The 17,413-nt window shown below is 33.3% G+C and carries 17 protein-coding genes and 2 tRNA genes; 3 read left to right on the forward strand and 16 right to left on the reverse strand.

Annotation, left to right across the window (positions count from 1 at the left end):
- Window positions 1-23: 23 nt before the first annotated feature.
- The 6 genes from JG776_RS10370 to JG776_RS10395 form a co-directional block, all read right to left on the reverse strand.
- Window positions 24-97 (reverse strand) — tRNA-Gly (locus tag JG776_RS10370).
- Window positions 98-100: 3 nt separating this feature from the next.
- Window positions 101-176, reverse strand: a tRNA-Pro gene (locus JG776_RS10375).
- A 65-nt stretch (window positions 177-241) separates the two neighbouring features.
- Window positions 242-724, reverse strand: a complete 483-nt coding sequence (locus JG776_RS10380; RefSeq protein WP_291967235.1) for a metallophosphoesterase — start codon at window positions 722-724, stop codon at window positions 242-244.
- A gap of 12 nt (window positions 725-736) precedes the next feature.
- Window positions 737-1,339: an XTP/dITP diphosphatase gene (locus JG776_RS10385; protein ID WP_291967237.1), complete on the reverse strand. Its 603-nt coding sequence runs from the start codon at window positions 1,337-1,339 to the stop codon at window positions 737-739.
- Entirely contained in the window at window positions 1,305-2,090 is a 786-nt protein-coding gene (gene rph, locus JG776_RS10390) for a ribonuclease PH (protein ID WP_291967239.1), read from the reverse strand. Before rph ends, JG776_RS10385 begins: the two co-directional genes overlap by 35 nt.
- Window positions 2,087-3,082 carry an AIR synthase family protein gene (locus JG776_RS10395; protein ID WP_291967241.1) on the reverse strand — a complete coding sequence of 332 codons (996 nt, stop codon included), beginning with the start codon at window positions 3,080-3,082 and terminating at the stop codon, window positions 2,087-2,089. Before JG776_RS10395 ends, rph begins: the two co-directional genes overlap by 4 nt.
- Before the next feature lie 136 nt (window positions 3,083-3,218).
- Here JG776_RS10395 and JG776_RS10400 point away from each other — a divergent pair, with 136 nt between their 5' ends.
- The 3 genes from JG776_RS10400 (at window position 3,219) to JG776_RS10410 (ending at window position 4,788) form a co-directional block, all read left to right on the forward strand.
- Complete coding sequence (locus JG776_RS10400) at window positions 3,219-3,533, forward strand: hypothetical protein (RefSeq protein WP_291967243.1); 315 nt, start codon at window positions 3,219-3,221, stop codon at window positions 3,531-3,533.
- Window positions 3,534-3,657: 124 nt separating this feature from the next.
- Window positions 3,658-4,593, forward strand: coding sequence for a hypothetical protein (locus JG776_RS10405; protein ID WP_291967246.1), 936 nt, complete (start codon window positions 3,658-3,660; stop codon window positions 4,591-4,593).
- Between the two features lie 45 nt (window positions 4,594-4,638).
- Window positions 4,639-4,788 (forward strand): hydroxymyristoyl-ACP dehydratase, encoded by a 150-nt coding sequence (locus tag JG776_RS10410; RefSeq protein ID WP_073248161.1) that lies wholly within the window; start codon window positions 4,639-4,641, stop codon window positions 4,786-4,788.
- A gap of 28 nt (window positions 4,789-4,816) precedes the next feature.
- Here the strand turns inward: JG776_RS10410 and JG776_RS10415 are convergent, their stop codons facing one another.
- The 10 genes from JG776_RS10415 to JG776_RS10460 form a co-directional block, all read right to left on the reverse strand.
- Window positions 4,817-6,469 (reverse strand): peptide ABC transporter substrate-binding protein, encoded by a 1,653-nt coding sequence (locus tag JG776_RS10415; RefSeq protein ID WP_291967248.1) that lies wholly within the window; start codon window positions 6,467-6,469, stop codon window positions 4,817-4,819.
- Between the two features lie 73 nt (window positions 6,470-6,542).
- A complete protein-coding gene (locus tag JG776_RS10420) occupies window positions 6,543-7,517 on the reverse strand; it encodes an ABC transporter ATP-binding protein (protein ID WP_291967250.1) in 975 nt (324 codons plus the stop codon).
- Entirely contained in the window at window positions 7,514-8,524 is a 1,011-nt protein-coding gene (locus JG776_RS10425; protein WP_291967252.1) for an ABC transporter ATP-binding protein, read from the reverse strand. The genes JG776_RS10420 and JG776_RS10425 overlap by 4 nt, the downstream gene beginning before the upstream one ends.
- Before the next feature lie 15 nt (window positions 8,525-8,539).
- The gene (locus tag JG776_RS10430; protein ID WP_291967254.1) at window positions 8,540-9,478 is read right to left on the reverse strand and encodes an ABC transporter permease; all 939 of its coding nucleotides are present in this window, start codon (window positions 9,476-9,478) and stop codon (window positions 8,540-8,542) included.
- 12 nt (window positions 9,479-9,490) lie between these two features.
- Complete coding sequence (locus tag JG776_RS10435; RefSeq protein ID WP_291967256.1) at window positions 9,491-10,411, reverse strand: ABC transporter permease; 921 nt, start codon at window positions 10,409-10,411, stop codon at window positions 9,491-9,493.
- Between the two features lie 807 nt (window positions 10,412-11,218).
- Complete coding sequence (locus tag JG776_RS10440) at window positions 11,219-12,169, reverse strand: ABC transporter ATP-binding protein (protein WP_291967257.1); 951 nt, start codon at window positions 12,167-12,169, stop codon at window positions 11,219-11,221.
- 12 nt (window positions 12,170-12,181) lie between these two features.
- A complete protein-coding gene (locus JG776_RS10445; RefSeq protein ID WP_291967259.1) occupies window positions 12,182-13,159 on the reverse strand; it encodes an ABC transporter ATP-binding protein in 978 nt (325 codons plus the stop codon).
- A 27-nt stretch (window positions 13,160-13,186) separates the two neighbouring features.
- Complete coding sequence (locus JG776_RS10450; RefSeq protein ID WP_291967261.1) at window positions 13,187-14,083, reverse strand: ABC transporter permease; 897 nt, start codon at window positions 14,081-14,083, stop codon at window positions 13,187-13,189.
- Window positions 14,084-14,108: 25 nt separating this feature from the next.
- Window positions 14,109-15,035, reverse strand: a complete 927-nt coding sequence (gene nikB / locus JG776_RS10455) for a nickel ABC transporter permease (RefSeq protein ID WP_291967264.1) — start codon at window positions 15,033-15,035, stop codon at window positions 14,109-14,111.
- Window positions 15,036-15,166: 131 nt separating this feature from the next.
- The gene (locus JG776_RS10460; RefSeq protein ID WP_291967266.1) at window positions 15,167-16,696 is read right to left on the reverse strand and encodes a glutathione ABC transporter substrate-binding protein; all 1,530 of its coding nucleotides are present in this window, start codon (window positions 16,694-16,696) and stop codon (window positions 15,167-15,169) included.
- Between the last annotated feature and the right edge of the window lie 717 nt (window positions 16,697-17,413).

The following is a 17,413-nucleotide window of genomic DNA, read 5'->3' on the forward strand; positions in this document are numbered from 1 at the left end:
AACTGAGCTAAAGGCGCATATCTTGGAGCGGGTGATGGGAATCGAACCCACACAACCAGCTTGGAAGGCTGGGACTCTACCATTGAGCTACACCCGCAAGTGGTCGGGGTGACAGGGATTGAACCTGCGACCTCATGGTCCCAAACCACGCGCGCTCCCATCTGCGCCACACCCCGACTGACATAATAAAGTATAATACATAAAAATAATTTCGTCAATACCCTTTTTTGATGTTATTTTTTTACTCTATCGTAAATCTTATGGTATTAACCTCCATTTCTCCGTCTTCATCAATATTAAGGATTGCTGCGCCCGGCATACCATCCCTTGGTCTTGATGTGCTTCCTGGATTTACAAACAAAACCTCTCCTTCTCTATCTATCCTTTGTACGTGAGTATGTCCATACAGAACAACATCAACCTTTTCCTCAAGAGCCTTTAAATAAAGCTTTAATATATTATAATAAACATCATATCGGTGGCCGTGTACTAATAGTATTTTTTTACCGCACACTTCTATAATCTTTTCATATTTTACATCTTTACCATAATCATTATTGCCACATATATATTCTATTGGTTTTTTATATTTTTCATTAACCTTAATAATATCATTAAAATGATCCCCAAGATGAACTATCATATCAAACTCCCCTATCTTACTTAAAGCTCTATCAAGGGAGTATAAATTACCGTGAGAATCACTGACCACTGCAATCTTCAAAACAATTCCCCCCTATGACCTATTTGCAAAATAATCTTCTAAAAGCTCCTTTAAATTATCTAATGCTCTCGCTCTATGACTAATCTTATTTTTTTCTTCCTCTGAGAGTTCTGCAAAGGTTTTATTTATTTCTGGAACAATAAACAGCGGATCATATCCAAAGCCATTATTTCCTCTTTTAAACCTTGAGATAACTCCCTCAACGGTACCAACTGATTTTATTACTTCTCCATCTTTTGTTATAAGAATCATTGTACATACAAATCTTGCACCTCTATTTTTATCGTCCACATCTTCTAACATCTTTAATAATTTTTCATTATTCTTATCATAATTACATTCTTCACCCGCAAACCTTGCAGAATATACCCCAGGAGCATTATCTAATGCATATACCTCAAGGCCTGAATCATCTGCAAGGACTGCCTCACCTGTTAAATCGTGTATTGTCTTCGCCTTCTTATATGCGTTTTCCTCAAAGGTTTTCCCATCCTCTACAACTTCAACGTCTATTCCTACATCTTTTAATGATACAACTTCTAAACCAAGTGGCTTTAATATGTCCTTAATTTCCTTAACTTTATGATTGTTGTTGCTCGCTACTATTAACCTCATCTTCAGTCTCCCTTCTCTCTCCTACTCTAATACCATCTTCACCTAATACCTTCTTTTGCAACATAAATATTTCATTAAGTCCCTTCTCTGCAAGTTCTAATAATTTTGTAAGTTCATCCTTGGAAAATGGTCTATCTTCTCCTGTTCCTTGAATTTCTATGTATTCATTCTTATCTGTCATTACAACATTCATATCAACCTTTGCACTCGAATCTTCTAAGTAGCATAGATCTATCATCGGTATATCATTTACTATGCCAACGCTTATTGCCGCAACATAGTTTTTAATTGGATAAACTTCAAAATTTACTTCCTTATCAAGTTTATTTACAGCATCAACAAGTGCAATAAATGCACCAGTTATTGAAGCTGTTCTTGTACCTCCATCTGCCTGTATAACATCGCAATCTATCCATATCGTTCTCTCTCCGATTGCCTTAAGGTCTACTACAGAACGTAGTACTCTTCCTATAAGTCTTTGAATTTCAACAGTTCTTCCATCTAATTTACCTTTGCTTGACTCCCTCGGCTTACGAGTTTGGGTTGACCTTGGAAGCATTCCATATTCGCAAGTAATCCATCCTTCTCCAGTTCCCTTTAAAAAAGGTGGAACTTTATCCTCAAAGGAGGCGGTACATATAACCTTTGTATCTCCAAACTCAACCAATACAGAACCCTCTGCATATTTAGTATAGTTTCTTGTTATCTTTATATCTCTCATTTGATTGTATTCTCTTCCGTCTACTCTCATATATTATCCTCCTTAACTGAAACTTTATAAATCTCGTCTGAATATGGTTGTGTAAGCTCTTCAATTATATTATTTGATTCTAATATTCTATCATATTCAATAATTTTCCCTACAACCTCTGCATTAATACCATTCTCTTTAAGTTTTGTACAAAGGCCTACCCCGTCTTTGCAGGTCATCACCATACTTCCACTTGAAATCAACCTATATGGATCTATATTAAATATTTTGCATATTTTTTTAGTCTCCTCACGTATAGGAATGTTCTCCTTAAGAATATAAATTCCCTTATTTGAAGCCTCTGCTATCTCCCAAATAGCACCTAACACTCCACCCTCTGTAACATCGTGCATAGCTGTTACACCATATTCTACTGCAACTTCTGCTACTTTAACTACACTTATATCCTTAAGTAATTTTTTAGCTCCTTCAATTATATCAACATCTAATTTATTTTTTAAATATTGTTCATATTCGTGGGCCAATATACTTGTTCCCTCAAGTCCTGCATAACCAGTTAAAACTACATCATCACCTATCTCTGCCCCACCTGTTTTTACAAACTTATCCTTCTTCCCCTTTCCAATTGCAGTAACAGAAATTATAATCCTGTTTACAGCATCTGTAACCTCTGTATGTCCTCCTAAAACATCCACACCGTGTTTGTTACAGGTTTCATTTATTTCTTCAACAATTCTTTTTATATTATCTATTGATTCTGTAGGTGGTATAAGCATTGTTATTAAAACACCTAATGGTTTTGTACCTGATGATGCAATATCATTTAAATTTATGTTAACTGCAAGCTCACCCATGTTTTTTGTAGCTGCCGTTATAGGATCCGTAGTAAAAACGCATACATCATCTCCAAAGCTTATTGCTGCACAGTCCTCCCCTAAACTTGGCCCTACTAAGACCTCCTCATTTTTTATCTCTAATCTATTAAGTATAATCTCCTTTAATATATCATTTGGCAACTTACCAATATCCATAATATCCCCTCCTTGTTATCTTCTATAATTATACATTTTATTCATATATATTTACAAATATTTTTTAAATATAGTCACTTAACCTGTCCACTATACATAATATATTTACTAAAGAATATAAACTGGTGGTGTATTAATGGAGGAGAATAATAATTTATTACAGCAAATGAACATTATATATAATGAACTAAAAAAATTCAGTGAAATAAACGTACTTAACACTATTATTCTGTCAGGTTGCGGAATTTTAATAAAGGAAGATGACAAAACAATTGAAAAAATATATAGGCACGCAGATGGAAAACTACACGAGCTTTTCGACAATGCCATACCCATTCAATGCATTTATAAAAAGGCAAAACCAATTTTTATGACACCCACAGATGAATATATTAACTTTGGAATTTATATGTGGGATATATCAAGTTTCAATAAGGTTATAAAAGGTTGAAGCCCAATGTTATGCTATTTTATCTATGCTTAAATTAGCAGAACAAAATAAAGAGTCACGTCCTTATCTTTCTCAACTTCTTATTTACTATTCGTCACTTTTTTATGAGTTTTTGGTTAGTTTTATGCGAGATGAATCTGGGCTTTTTATAGATGTTAAAAACAAAACTAAAAACAGCGACGAAAAAATAAGTATCAAACCTAATAAATCAAACTATAAGCTTTCAGATCAAATACTTGTTTACCTCAGTCTACTATATTTAAATAAAATGTATAATGATGAAATATATAGAAAGTATGCAAAGGACTTAAATATCGAAAGATACCCAACTGAATTAAATAGTATACTTAATTTTATTTCCGATTCTATAGAAGCTGCACTATCACTACCATCAAGGCAGTTATCACAGTTTATAGATATATTATATGAATGTAGTAGATTAGATTCAGAATCAGAAAACATTGAAATGTATAAGGAATTTATTGCTCTTTTAAGTGATGAAATTATAAATAGAATTAAGGCAAGCGGCGAAGTGGAAAAGGGCGAAAATAATTTTGAGCCAGTCTCCTTCTACACTAATTTAAGATGTGCTAATGCACTTTTTGAAGGTTATTTAGTCACAGGTATTGATAAATTCTTAGATGCTTCAAACAAAATAATTAAATATATTTCTTCCTATTATAATAACGACCTTTCTTTATATATACGCGAATATGATAATAAGATAAGCATTTCAATAAGAGACATTGCAGAGATGTTTAAACTATTCAATTATCAATATATAATCAATAAAGATTTTGACTCTCTAAATAGATTAAATAAAACATATTATAACATTATAAAGTCATCAGGTGTTATGCAAAATGATATACTAATTACAGATGAGCTTGAAGAAATATTTGATAATATGAAGGTAAGTACAAAGCCTCCTGTTTTTCTAAAAAGCTTTAGAATTAACTCTAAAAACAGTATTCAAATAAAGGCTTCTAAATATGTTAATACTCAATACTCACTATATAGCTCATACGTCTTTTTAAATTTAGAGAAACCTTATGATTAAAAAATTATTATATGAACCATACTAAAGTTAAGGAGGGGATTGTTTATGACAAATATTAACTGTTCTGCAAATTGCGTACACGAAAAAAACGGTAAATGTACACTTAACCATATCAGCGTTATTGTAAACGCAATTGGTCACGGTACTGATTGTGCCTACTACACACCAAGAAAAGAAACTCCTCCTGAAAAATAAAAAAGCCCACATTGCGTGGGCTTTTATATTACTTTTGAACATATGCTTTATCAAAGTAAACAAATCCAAGTGGTGACTTATGAACGTCCTTTACATAATCCTTCATACATACAACGTTTACATAGTAGTATATTGGAATTATTGGCATATCGTTCATAAGAATGTCTTCTGCTTCGTGTAGTAATTGAATTCTCTTAACTGGGTCAGTCTCTCTCTTTGCAGCATCAATTTTCTTATCATATTCTGGATTCTTATATCCTGCATCATTTTGTCCGCTCTTTGAAGTCCACATATCAAGGAATGTCATTGGATCAGTGTAGTCACCTATCCAACCGTGTCTTGCAATTAGATATTCCTTCTTATTTCTTGTTGATTGGAATACCTTCCATTCTTGGTTAGCAAGTTCAACATCTATTCCTAAGTTTTCCTTCCACATAGCTTGAATTGCTTGTGCTATATTTTGATGTCCAGCACTTGTATTGTACATAACAGTTATCTTTGGGAATCCCTTTCCATCTGGGTAACCAGCTTCAGCAAGTAGTCTCTTTGCTTCTTGAACATCTGCTTCAGCCTTGTAGTAATCCTTATTCTTAAAGTCCTTTCCATCAGCCATTATTATACCACTTGGTACAAATGATGTAGCAGGTTCTTGACCAGCCTTTGTAACTGTCTCAATTAAAGCCTTTCTGTCAATTGCAAGTGTTAATGCCTTTCTTACTCTAACATCCTTTAGAGCCTTTGCAGCTGCTGCATCTATCTTATCTGCATTATCAGTTAAGTTAATTACATAGAAGTATGTTCCAAGATATGGATATTTCTTAGCTACTCCTTGGCTTAATAGTGTTGGAATTTGTTGTGTTGGTGGTGATTCAATAAAATCTAATTCTCCTTGTTGGAAGGATGTTAATGCTGTATTTTGGTCGTCAATCATTCTCATTTCTATTCTATCTAACTTTACATTTGCTGCATCATAATAGTTTGGATTCTTTTCAAGAATTAAAGCTTCTTTTATCTTCCATTCTTTTAGCTTGAATGGACCGTTTCCTATGTATGTTTCTGGATTAGTTGCCCATTTTTCCTTATCCTTTTCAACTACATCCTGTCTTACAGGCATATAAGTTGGGAATGCAGTAAGTGATAAGAAATATGGTGTTGGATACTCAAGAGTTACTTCAAGTGTATAATCATCAAGTGCCTTAACTCCTACATCTTCTGCCTTTCCATTACCAGTATTATAAGCTTCAGCATTCTTTAGATAGTATAATTGATAAGCATATTCTGCTGCTGTCTCTGGAGCAAGAGCTCTCTTCCAAGCATATTCAAAATCCTTAGCAGTAACTGGCTTTCCATCTGACCACTTAACATCTTTTCTTAAATAGAATTTATAAGTCATTCCATCTGCTGAAACATCCCACTTTTCTGCAACACCTGGAACTGGTTGATCTTTTTCATCAAGTCTTGTTAGACCAACAAATGTGTTAACAATTACAGTTGCACCATCTACTGCACTGTTTAATGCTGGGTCAAGTGTCTTAGGTTCTGAACCTAAGTTGTACTTAATTACTTGTTCTGCCTTCTTTTCGCCTTCTTCGCCTGACTTAGCACAGCCTGCAAACAGTGATACTGAAAGCACAGCTGTTAATGCTAATGTCAAAAACTTAGCTGCTTTCTTCCTTAACATCTCAATTCCTCCCCTTTAATATAGTTTAATATAATTTTATTATGTTTCGGCAGCATTTATGCTGCCGAAATTATCAATATAAATGACAAGCAACAAAATGTCCTCCACCCATATCCTTAAACACTGGTTCCTGTTCGCTGCATATTGGTTTTGCATATCTACATCTATTCTTAAACCTACATCCAGGTGGTGGGTCTATTGGTGATGGGATTTCTCCCTCAAGAACTATTCTCTTCTTCTTTGCTGACTCATCTGGGTCTGGTATTGGTATTGCTGAAAGCAATGCCTGTGTATATGGATGAAGCGGTTTTGTGTATAGTTCATTGCTGTCTGCAAGTTCAACTAACTTACCAAGATACATAACCCCAACTCTATTAGATATATGCTTAACCATCGATAAGTCGTGTGCTATAAATAGATATGTTAATCCTAAATCTGCCTGTAAATCCTCAAGCATATTTACAACCTGTGCTTGAATTGAAACATCAAGTGCTGATATTGGCTCATCACATATTATAAATTCTGGTTGAACTGCAAGTGCTCTTGCTATACCAATTCTCTGTCTTTGACCACCTGAGAATTCGTGCGGGTATCTACTTGCGTGTTCGCTGTTTAACCCTACTCTATTTAACAAATATTGTATTCTCTCTTCCCTTTCCTTTGGTCCCATAAGCTTATGAATATCTATTGCCTCTCCAATAATATCACCAACTGTCATTCTTGGGTCAAGAGAAGCATAGGGATCTTGGAATATCATCTGCATCTTTTTTCTATATTCTAACATTTGTTTGTCACTAAGCTTTGCAATATCAACACCATCATAGATTATTTGACCATCTGTTGGTTCATATAGCTTTATTATAGTTCTACCACAAGTAGTCTTTCCACATCCTGATTCACCAACAAGGCCTAATGTTTCTCCCTTATTTATAGAAAAGGAAACATTATCAACTGCCTTTAGGTAATGTGCTGTTCTATTAAACAAACCCTTTTTTATAGGAAAATATTTCTTTAGATTTTTAATCTCTAAAAGAGGCTTATTCATCATAGGTCCCCCCTTCTTATAGGTGCTTCAACCTTTGGTGCATCCTTGTGATTTAACCAGCACGCCGCCTTATGTCCTTCTCCTATTTCAAATAAAGGAGGCCTTTGTGTCATACAAATTCTCATTGCATATTGACATCTTGGTGCAAATGGACAACCTGCAGGTGGTTTAAGAAGATCTGGTGGTTGACCATCTATTGGTTTAAGTCTTTCTTTAACAAGATTCTTTGGGTTTGGTACGCTGTTTAAAAGTCCCCAAGTATATGGATGCTTTGGATTATAGAAAATATCCCTTGTTGAACCTGTCTCTGCAATAAGTCCACCATACATTACATTTATTCTGCTACATAGGTCTGCAACAACTCCAAGGTCGTGGGTTATTAATATAATAGATGTATTTATTTTTTGCTTTAAGTCCTTCATTAATTCCAAAATTTGTGCTTGTATTGTAACATCAAGAGCTGTTGTTGGCTCGTCTGCAATAAGAAGCTTTGGTTCACAGGCAAGTGCCATTGCTATCATAACTCTCTGTCTCATACCACCTGAAAATTCGTGTGGATATTGACTCATTCTGCTCTTTGGGCTTGGTATTCCAACAAGCTCCAACATATGAACAGCTCTATTAAAGGCTTCTTCCTTTGACATCTTTTTATGTTTTATAAGTGGTTCCATTAATTGATCACCAATTGTTAAAACTGGATTGAGAGATGTCATTGGATCTTGGAATATCATTCCTATTTCATTTCCTCTAACCTTCTGCATTTCATTTTCAGGAAGCTTTGCTAAATCCCTTCCCTCAAATAAAATTTCACCTTCAACTATCTTACCATTATCAGCTAAAAGCCTCATAACAGACATCATAGTAATACTCTTACCACTACCTGATTCACCTACTATTCCTATAGCCTCACCTTTATCTAAATGAAAACTAACTCCTCTTACAGCTTGAACTTCTCCTACGTGTGTAAAAAATGAAGTTCTTAAATTTTTAATTTCAAGTAATCTGTCCATTTTGTTACCCCCTAACTACTTACGCATCTTTGGATCCAGAGCGTCTCTTAGACCATCTCCAAGGAAATTAAAGGCAAGTATTGTAAGCGAAATTGCAAGTGCTGGGAATAGTAATTGGTATGGATAAATTTGCAATCCCTCCAATGCCTCTGATGCTAATGTTCCCCAGGACGCCTTTGGAACTGAAACTCCAAGACCTATAAAACTTAAGAAGGATTCTGTAAATATTGCTGATGGAACCGAAAGCGTAAGTGTTACTATTATTGGTCCCATACTATTTGGTATTAAGTGTCTAAGAAGTATTCTTGCATTGCTTGCACCAAGCGTTCTTGCTGCAAGAACGAATTCCTGTTGTTTTAATGAAAGAATTTGTGCTCTAACAATTCTTGCCATCGAAAGCCAATATGCTATTGCAAGAGCTACAAGTATACTTCCAAGTCCTGGTTTAAATATAAGCATAAGTAGAATTACATATATCATCATTGGAATTGAGTAAAGTATATCTACTATTCTCATCATTATAAGGTCAACTTTTCCTCCAAAATAACCTGAAATACCTCCATATAGAACTCCAATAACAAGATTTAGCACGCTTGCTGCATAACCAACTGTTAAGGAGATTCTTGCACCATAAAGCACTCTTACAAATATATCTCTACCAAACATATCTGTTCCAAACCAAAATTTTGCACTTGGAGGTTGGTTTGAGTATTTATAGTTTTGTGTCGCATAATCTATACCTCTAAACATTTTAACAAGAGGTGGTCCTACTATTGCTAAAAGTGTTATGAATAAAACAAAATATAAACCAAACATTGCAAGCTTATTTTGCTTTAATCTTCTCCAAGCATCCTGCCAATATGTCTCACTTGGTCTTACAATTGTATTTAAATCCTTTTCACTCTCAGGAACTCTTTCAAACATATCCTTAGTAATTTCCATATTTATATCCATCTATATCACCCCTTATGCCTCTAATTTAATTCTTGGATCTATAACTGCATATAACAGGTCTACTATTAGATTACATACAACAAGAAGGGTGCTGTAGAAAATTGTTGTACCCATGATTAACATAAAATCTCTGTTACCTATGCTTGTAACAAACTCTCTACCAAGTCCTGGTATAGCAAAAATCTTTTCTATAACGAAGCTACCCGTTAAAACACCCGCTACAAGTGGTCCAAGATAAGTTACTACAGGTATAAGTGCATTTCTTAGGGCGTGTTTATAAATAACAACATTTCTTGATAACCCCTTTGCCTTTGCAGTTCTTATATAGTCTTGTCTTATAACATCAAGTAAGCTTGAACGAGTAAGTCTTGCTATAAAGGATAATGAATAACCACTAAGTGCAAGTGCAGGTAATATCATATATTTAGGTCCTGCAAAGCCTGATGATGGTAATAACCTTAATTTAACTGAAAATACATACATAAGTAATGTTGCTATAACAAAGCTTGGAACTGTAACTCCCAGTGTCGCAATAACCATAACTAATCTATCCTGCCATTTACCTTGGTTTAGTGCCGCAACAACTCCTAAATAAATTCCTAAAATCAATGAAAATATAATTGAAACTGCTCCTAACTTTGCAGAAGCTGGGAATGAATATGCTATCATTTCATTAACTGTTCTACCTTCATACTTTAAAGTAGGACCTAAATCTCCTCTACTTAAGTTCTTTAGATACATAAAGTATTGTTCATATAGAGGCTTATTTAATCCATACTTCGCCTCAAGATTTGCTTTTATTTGTGGTGGCAATGGTTTTTCACTGTCGAATGGTCCACCTGGCAATGCGTGCATTAAAAAGAATGTTGCAGTAAGTACTACAAATAGTGTGATAACGCTCGCAACCAATCTCTTGATGATGTAGTTAATCATTCTTCTCTCCTCCTTAAAATAATGTTCCCCCTCATAGGTTAAACAGATTTTAAATAAATATTAAACTAAAACCTAAAAAAATCAATAAAATTTTTTATGTATTGCGACACTTGAATGTATTTTTTAATTAAATTTCTTTTGTAATTTTATTATACTACACTTTTTTATTATATCCTTCTTTATTTTTATGGGATTATATTCCTTTTTTTCAACAATGACATTTCATAAAACATATTATTGCATATAAATTATTTTTATGCAATTAAAATCTTATTTTAAATATTTTTTAATGTATATTTATACTAATTAATAATATTTTAATTTTTATTAATTTCAATTTTAAATTGTAAAATTTTATTAATATTTTTATTTCTTACAATAATATCGTAACAATATTTCTTAATTTTGTTTATATTCTGATTTTTGATGTTTGATATGTTGTTTCGACATTGTTTGCAACTTATATACCACATTTTTGAAGCTAAATTTATAAACTATATAATAATTCTTCTTAAAATAAAAAAATATATCGGTGTTTTAACGCTTTAGTATTTAATTTTGTTGAAGCGTTAAACTTCGTATCTTAACAACTTAAATGTATTTAAAAATATTGTTACAACACAATGTTTTAACACTTTTGTTGCTACTCTATTGTTCACATAATTCACATAAAAATTTCTATTCTTTTAAATTAATATTATGAATTTATTAATCATTATAACTCTTTAAGTAAAATTTAAAATTATTTTTTAAAGAGTATCCACAACAAAATAAAAGAAGGCACTTTAAAATGCCTTCTTAATTAACTTATTCAACTAAATGACAAGCTACAAAATGTTCATTTCCTATATTCTTCAATTCTGGCGTTTCTTTAAAACATCTATCCTGTGCCATCCAACATCTTTTTGCAAATCTACATCCTGCTGGAGGATTAATTGGGGATGTAATCTCACCCTTTAATATAATTCTTTCTCTCTTATGCTTTATACTTGGTACAGGTATTGCTGAAAGTAGAGCCTTTGTATATGGGTGTACTGGATTTTTGAATAGTTCCTTAGAAGATGCAAGTTCAACAACTTGTCCTAAATACATAACTGCTATATTATCTGATATATGCTTCACAACAGATAAGTCGTGGGTAATAAACATATATGTTAAACCTAATTCTTCTTGCAAATCCTGCATTAGATTTAATATTTGAGCCTGTATTGAAACATCAAGGGCTGAAACTGGTTCATCACAGACAATAAATTTAGGATTTAGAGCAAGAGCTCTTGCAATACCTATTCTCTGTCTTCTACCACCATCTAACTCGTGAGGATAAGTATTGTAAAGTCTTTCTGCAAGTCCAACTGTTTCCATAAGCTCTGAAACTCTTTCATCTAACTCTTTTTTACTCTTAACAAGCTTGTGTATTTTTAGAGGCTCTGCTATTATTTCACTTACTGTCATTCTTGGGTTTAATGAAGCATATGGATCTTGGAAAACTATTTGCATTTCCTTTCTTAAATCTCTTAATTGATTTTTGTTGAACTTTCTTATATCTTTACCCTCAAATATAATTTCACCATCAGTTGCTTCAATCAATCTTAAAACAACTCTACCTGTTGTTGATTTTCCACAACCAGATTCTCCAACAACACCTAATGTTTCTCCTCTATTTATAGAGAAATTAACATTATCAACAGCGTGTAAAAATCCATCTTTTACTTTAAAGTATTTTTTTAGGTTTTTAACCTCTAATAACTTTTCAGCCATCTGCTGCACCTCCTATGCTTCAACAAGTCCTTCATATATCAAGCATCTTACCCTATGACCATTTCCTAAGTCAGTAGTTTTTGGAACTTGAATTTTACAAACATCCTTAGCCTTTGGACATCTTGGATGGAATGGACAACCAGAAGGTAAATTAGTTGGATCTGGCATTAATCCTTTTATTGGATTTAATCGTTCTACCTCTTCTTCTAAGTTTGGTATTGAACCAAATAATCCTAATGTATACGGATGCTTTGGATTTTCAAACAAATCCTCAAGTGAAGCTGATTCTACTATTTCACCTGCATACATTATTGCAACCTTATCACAAACTTCAGCAACAACTCCCAAATCGTGAGTTATAAGTATCATTGCTGTATTAAATTCTTCCTTTAATCTCTTCATTAAATCTAATACTTGAGCTTGAATTGTAACATCAAGTGCAGTTGTTGGCTCATCTGCAATTAAAAGTTGTGGATTACAAGCAAGTGCTATCGCAATTACAACTCTCTGCTTCATTCCACCTGAAAACTGATGTGGATAGTCTGTGTGTCTTTCTCCTGGTATACCAACCATTTCAAGCATCTTCTTAGCCTTTTCAATTGCCTCTTCATTGCTTAATCCTTCGTGTATTTGTATAACTTCTGCAAGCTGCTCTCCAACTGTCATTACTGGATTTAATGAAGTCATTGGATCTTGGAAAATCATTGATATTTTATTTCCTCTTATTTTTCTCATTTCCCCCTCTGGCAGCTTTAACAAATCTTTACCTTCAAAGGTTATTTCGCCACTTAAAATCTTACCTGGTGGATTAGGAACTAATCTCATAATACCAAGTGCAGTTGTTGTTTTCCCTGCCCCTGTTTCTCCAACCAAACCTAATGTTTCACCTTTATTAAGTTCAATATTTATCCCATTAACCGCCTTTACAACGCCATCATCAGTTATATAATGAATAGTTAAATTTTTTATATCAAGAAGTTTTCCCTTCATTCTCTACACTCCCTTCAGTTCCAAATTTTATTGTTTAAGCTTTGGATCTAATGCATCTCTCAAACCATCACCAAGTAAATTTAGTGCCAAGATAGTTATCATTATTACAAGACCAGGGAATGTTGTAACGTGCCAAGCATCTCTTAAGTAAGCTCTTCCTCCTGCAAGCATTGAACCCCATTCTGGTGCTGGAGGCTGTATACCTAATCCTATAAAGCTTAAGCCAGCTGTTGATAAAATAGCTCCAGCAACTCCTAATGTACCTTGAACTATAACTGGTGCTAATGCATTTGGAATTATGTGCCTTACAATTATAATAAAGTCATTTGCACCAATCGCTCTTGCCGCCTCTATAAATTCTTGATCCTTTATTGAAAGTACAGATGCTCTAACTATTCTCGCATAGGAAGGTACAGATGCTATCCCAATTGCAAGCATTAGGTTAAATAGGCTTGAGCCTAACGCTGAAACTATAGCAATTGCAAGTAATATACTTGGAACCGCAAGCAGTATATCCATAAATCTCATTATAAGGTTATCTACTTTGCCTCCATAGTAAGCCGCTATTGCACCAAGTGAACCACCAATTAATATAGAAATACCTACTGCAATAATACCAACCTTTAATGATACTCTGGCACCGTGTATTATTCTTGCAAATATGTCTCTTCCAAATTCATCAGTTCCTAACCAATGCTCAGCACTTGGTCCCTTTAATCTCATTGCAAGATTTTGTTTGATAGCAACCTCTTCATATGGTGCTATTACATCAGCAAATAATGCCAATAACACTAATATAACAATAATACCCAATCCAAACATAGCCATTTTATTTTTTACCATTCTTCTTGCAACTTCTGCCCACATACTTCTCTTTTTTGTTTTCTTAACATCAGCTATTTGTATATTAGCTAAGTTTGCCATATTTGAGCCTCCTTTCACAAGTAGCTTACTTGTATTGTGATTTTATTCTTGGATCAACATAAGCATAAAGTATATCTACAGCAAGATTAACTATACTAAATGTAACAGCTATAAAAACAACAGTAGCTTGAACCATTGGTGTATCCTTTTGCTTTATTGCATCAACAAGTAAACGTCCTATACCTGGCCAAGAAAATACTGTTTCTGTTAAAACCGCACCACCAAGTAGAGCTCCAAACTGTAATCCAACAACAGTTATTATAGGAATTAACGCATTTTTAAGAGCGTGTTTTAAAATAACCTTCTTCTCTTCCACACCCTTTGCCCTTGCTGTTCTTATATAATCTTGTCTTATAACTTCAAGCATAGATGAACGAGTCATTCTTGCAATAACTGCTGCAGTACTTGTTCCAAGTGTTAATGCTGGAAGTATAAAGTGTTTGAAGCTACCATATCCTCCTGATGGTAACCATCCTAATGTAACAGAAAATAATAAAATAAACATTAATCCTTGCCAAAAGTTTGGCATTGAAACACCAAGTAACGCTAAAATCATACTTACACTATCAAATAGGGAATATTGTTTAGTAGCAGAAATTATACCAACAGGAATACCTATTAAAACTGCAAGTAAAACACCTACAGAAGCAAGTTGTAATGTAGCTGGAAATCTTGCAAAAATTTCTGTAAAAACTTCTCTTTTAGTAGAATATGACCTTCCAAAATCACCCATAACTGCATTTTTTATAAATCTACCATACTGAACTAAGAAAGGATCATTTAATCCCATTTGTTCTCTTAAAGCTTTTACTGCAGATTCTGGGGCACTTTCGCCTAATATCATCTGTGCTGGATCCCCAGGTGTCATATACATAATCGAGAAAACAATGAATGTTACCCCTAATATTACAGGAATAAGCATTAACAATCTTCGTGTTATATACTTACGCATTTTTATCCTCCTTTACTCTAAAATTAGAGTTCTGAAACGTTATCATTTCTCAAATATTGAATATTTTTACTTATTGCTTTACAAACTAAAGTGAGACCAGATGGTCCCACTTCATAACTATAGTATTTTAATTAAAAACTAACATTATATAGCCTGTGGTGTCCAGCTGGATGTAGTCTAAAACCTTTTATCGCCTTTTGCATACCAACATTTTGAGTTTGATAGTATAGATTTGCAACTGGTGCATCTTCTACTACTATTTCTTGTATTTGATAATATAAGTTTTCTCTTTCTTTGCTATCACTTGTTACCTTTGCCTTGTCAAGTAACTCATCAACCTTCTTATTTTCATAGAAGGATCTGTTACCAGCACCACCCTTTTGTGAACTATGATATAGTGCATATAGACCATAATCTGCATCACCAGTTACTGTAACCCAACCTAAAATAAACATATCGTGTTCTCCTCTTGCTGTTCTATCTAAGTAGCTACCCCATTCTAAAGTTTCAATCTTAACATCAATTCCTATTTCTTTTAATTGTGCTTGAACTATTTGTGCAATTTGTACTCTAACTGGGTTATCATTTGTCCAAATTGTAGTCTTAAATCCTTTTTCTAAACCTGCTTGCTTTAATAATTCCTTTGCCTTTTCAACATTGTATTCATATGGTTTTATATTTGGATTATGTCCAAATACCTTAGGTCCTATTGGTGCACCAGCCTTTTCAGCAGCACCATTTAAAACAGCTGTAATTATGTCATCCCTATTTATTGCATAGTTAATAGCTTGTCTAACTTCCTTCTTGTTAAAAGGTTCTTTATTAGTATTAAAACCAATGTATGCAACTGATAATGATGGTTCTTCAACTAAAGTTAACTTATCATTATTCTTTACTCTTTCTTTATCTACTGGTTCAATATCATAGGCTATATCAATTTCTCCAGTTTCAAGACCTATCGTTCTTGTTGATCCTTCTGCAACATTTCTAAACGTAATTTTCTTTATCTTTGGAGCACCTTCATAATATTCATTGAAGGCTTCAAGTTCAATCTTATCTCCTGACTGCCAATTTACAAACTTAAATGGACCTGTTCCTACTGGCTTTTGTCCATAATTTTCTCCAGCTTCCTTTACAGCCTTTTCATTTAAGATTGATGCAGCAGTATGTGATAAGTGAGATAGGATTGGTGCAAATGGCTCCTTTAGAGTTATAACTACTTTATAATCTTCTGGAGCTTCAACTTTAGCAATTGCTTCAACAATGTGATTTACTTTGTCTGAAGCTAACATTCTTTCTAAAGTAAACTTAACATCACCAGCCTTTAATTCTTCACCGTTATGGAACTTAACCCCTTTTCTTAAATTAAATACCCAAGTTTTTTCATCCTTTTGTTCCCAAGATTCAGCAAGTCCTGGTACTATTTGCATATCTTCATTTGTGTTAACAAGTGTGTTGTAGATTTGCTTCATTACTCTTGATGATGGCTGGTCATTTGTTGCATGTGGGTCTAATGATTTTGCATCAGCCCCCTGTGCTACAATTATTGAATCTTTTCCCCCTTCTGTTGATTGATTTGATCCTTTGCCACAACCAGTCATAACAAAAACAAAGGATAGCATTAGGGCTAAAACTGCTAAAAATCTTCTGCCTTTTAACATTTTTTCTCCTCCCTTTAATATAGATTTTAAAAATTTTGCTGGTGAATAATACCTTCTGTAATTATGTAATTAACCGAATTTTAAATAATAATTTAAATTTCAGTTAATTCTGTATATTCATATAATAATTAATTCGACATGAAATATCAATACTTTTTTTATGTCAAAAATTAAGTTGGTGAATTATACCTTGCAAAATCTTATTTGTACGAAATAAGTTATTTTTTTGACAAATTGTATCCTATTATCTTATTTTACTTTTTTGTAATATATTAAACTGTTTTGTGATTATTTTCTTTCGTTTGTTCTATTTTTTAACATTTTTTAATAATTTAATGAATAATTTGTGCGTATTTTTTAGTTTTTTTGAAGGATTTTATGCTCATTTTTTCATTATACTGATAATTGATGAATAATTTTATTTATAATAGATTTCATATTTTGTTTTTTTGATAAATTAATCATCTATTTTGAATTGCATATATTGTCGATTTAAAGGATATACAAACTTTAAGCTATAAAAAAGAGCACATAAAAACGTGCTCTCAGATTGTTGATAAATCTATTTGTTAGCTAAAATATTAAAAGCCCCATGAAGGGATTTCGATAGGCTCTTTCATGAGCTTTAGCAATTCTTAGCTTTTCGACTTTGGAAAAGTCCGTAATTCGGCACAGGACGTGCCGAGCCGAGCGGCCATCAGGACGATGGCATCGCGA

Source organism: Caloramator sp., assembly GCF_020054765.1.
Taxonomy (GTDB): domain Bacteria; phylum Bacillota; class Clostridia; order Clostridiales; family Caloramatoraceae; genus Thermobrachium; species Thermobrachium proteoclasticum.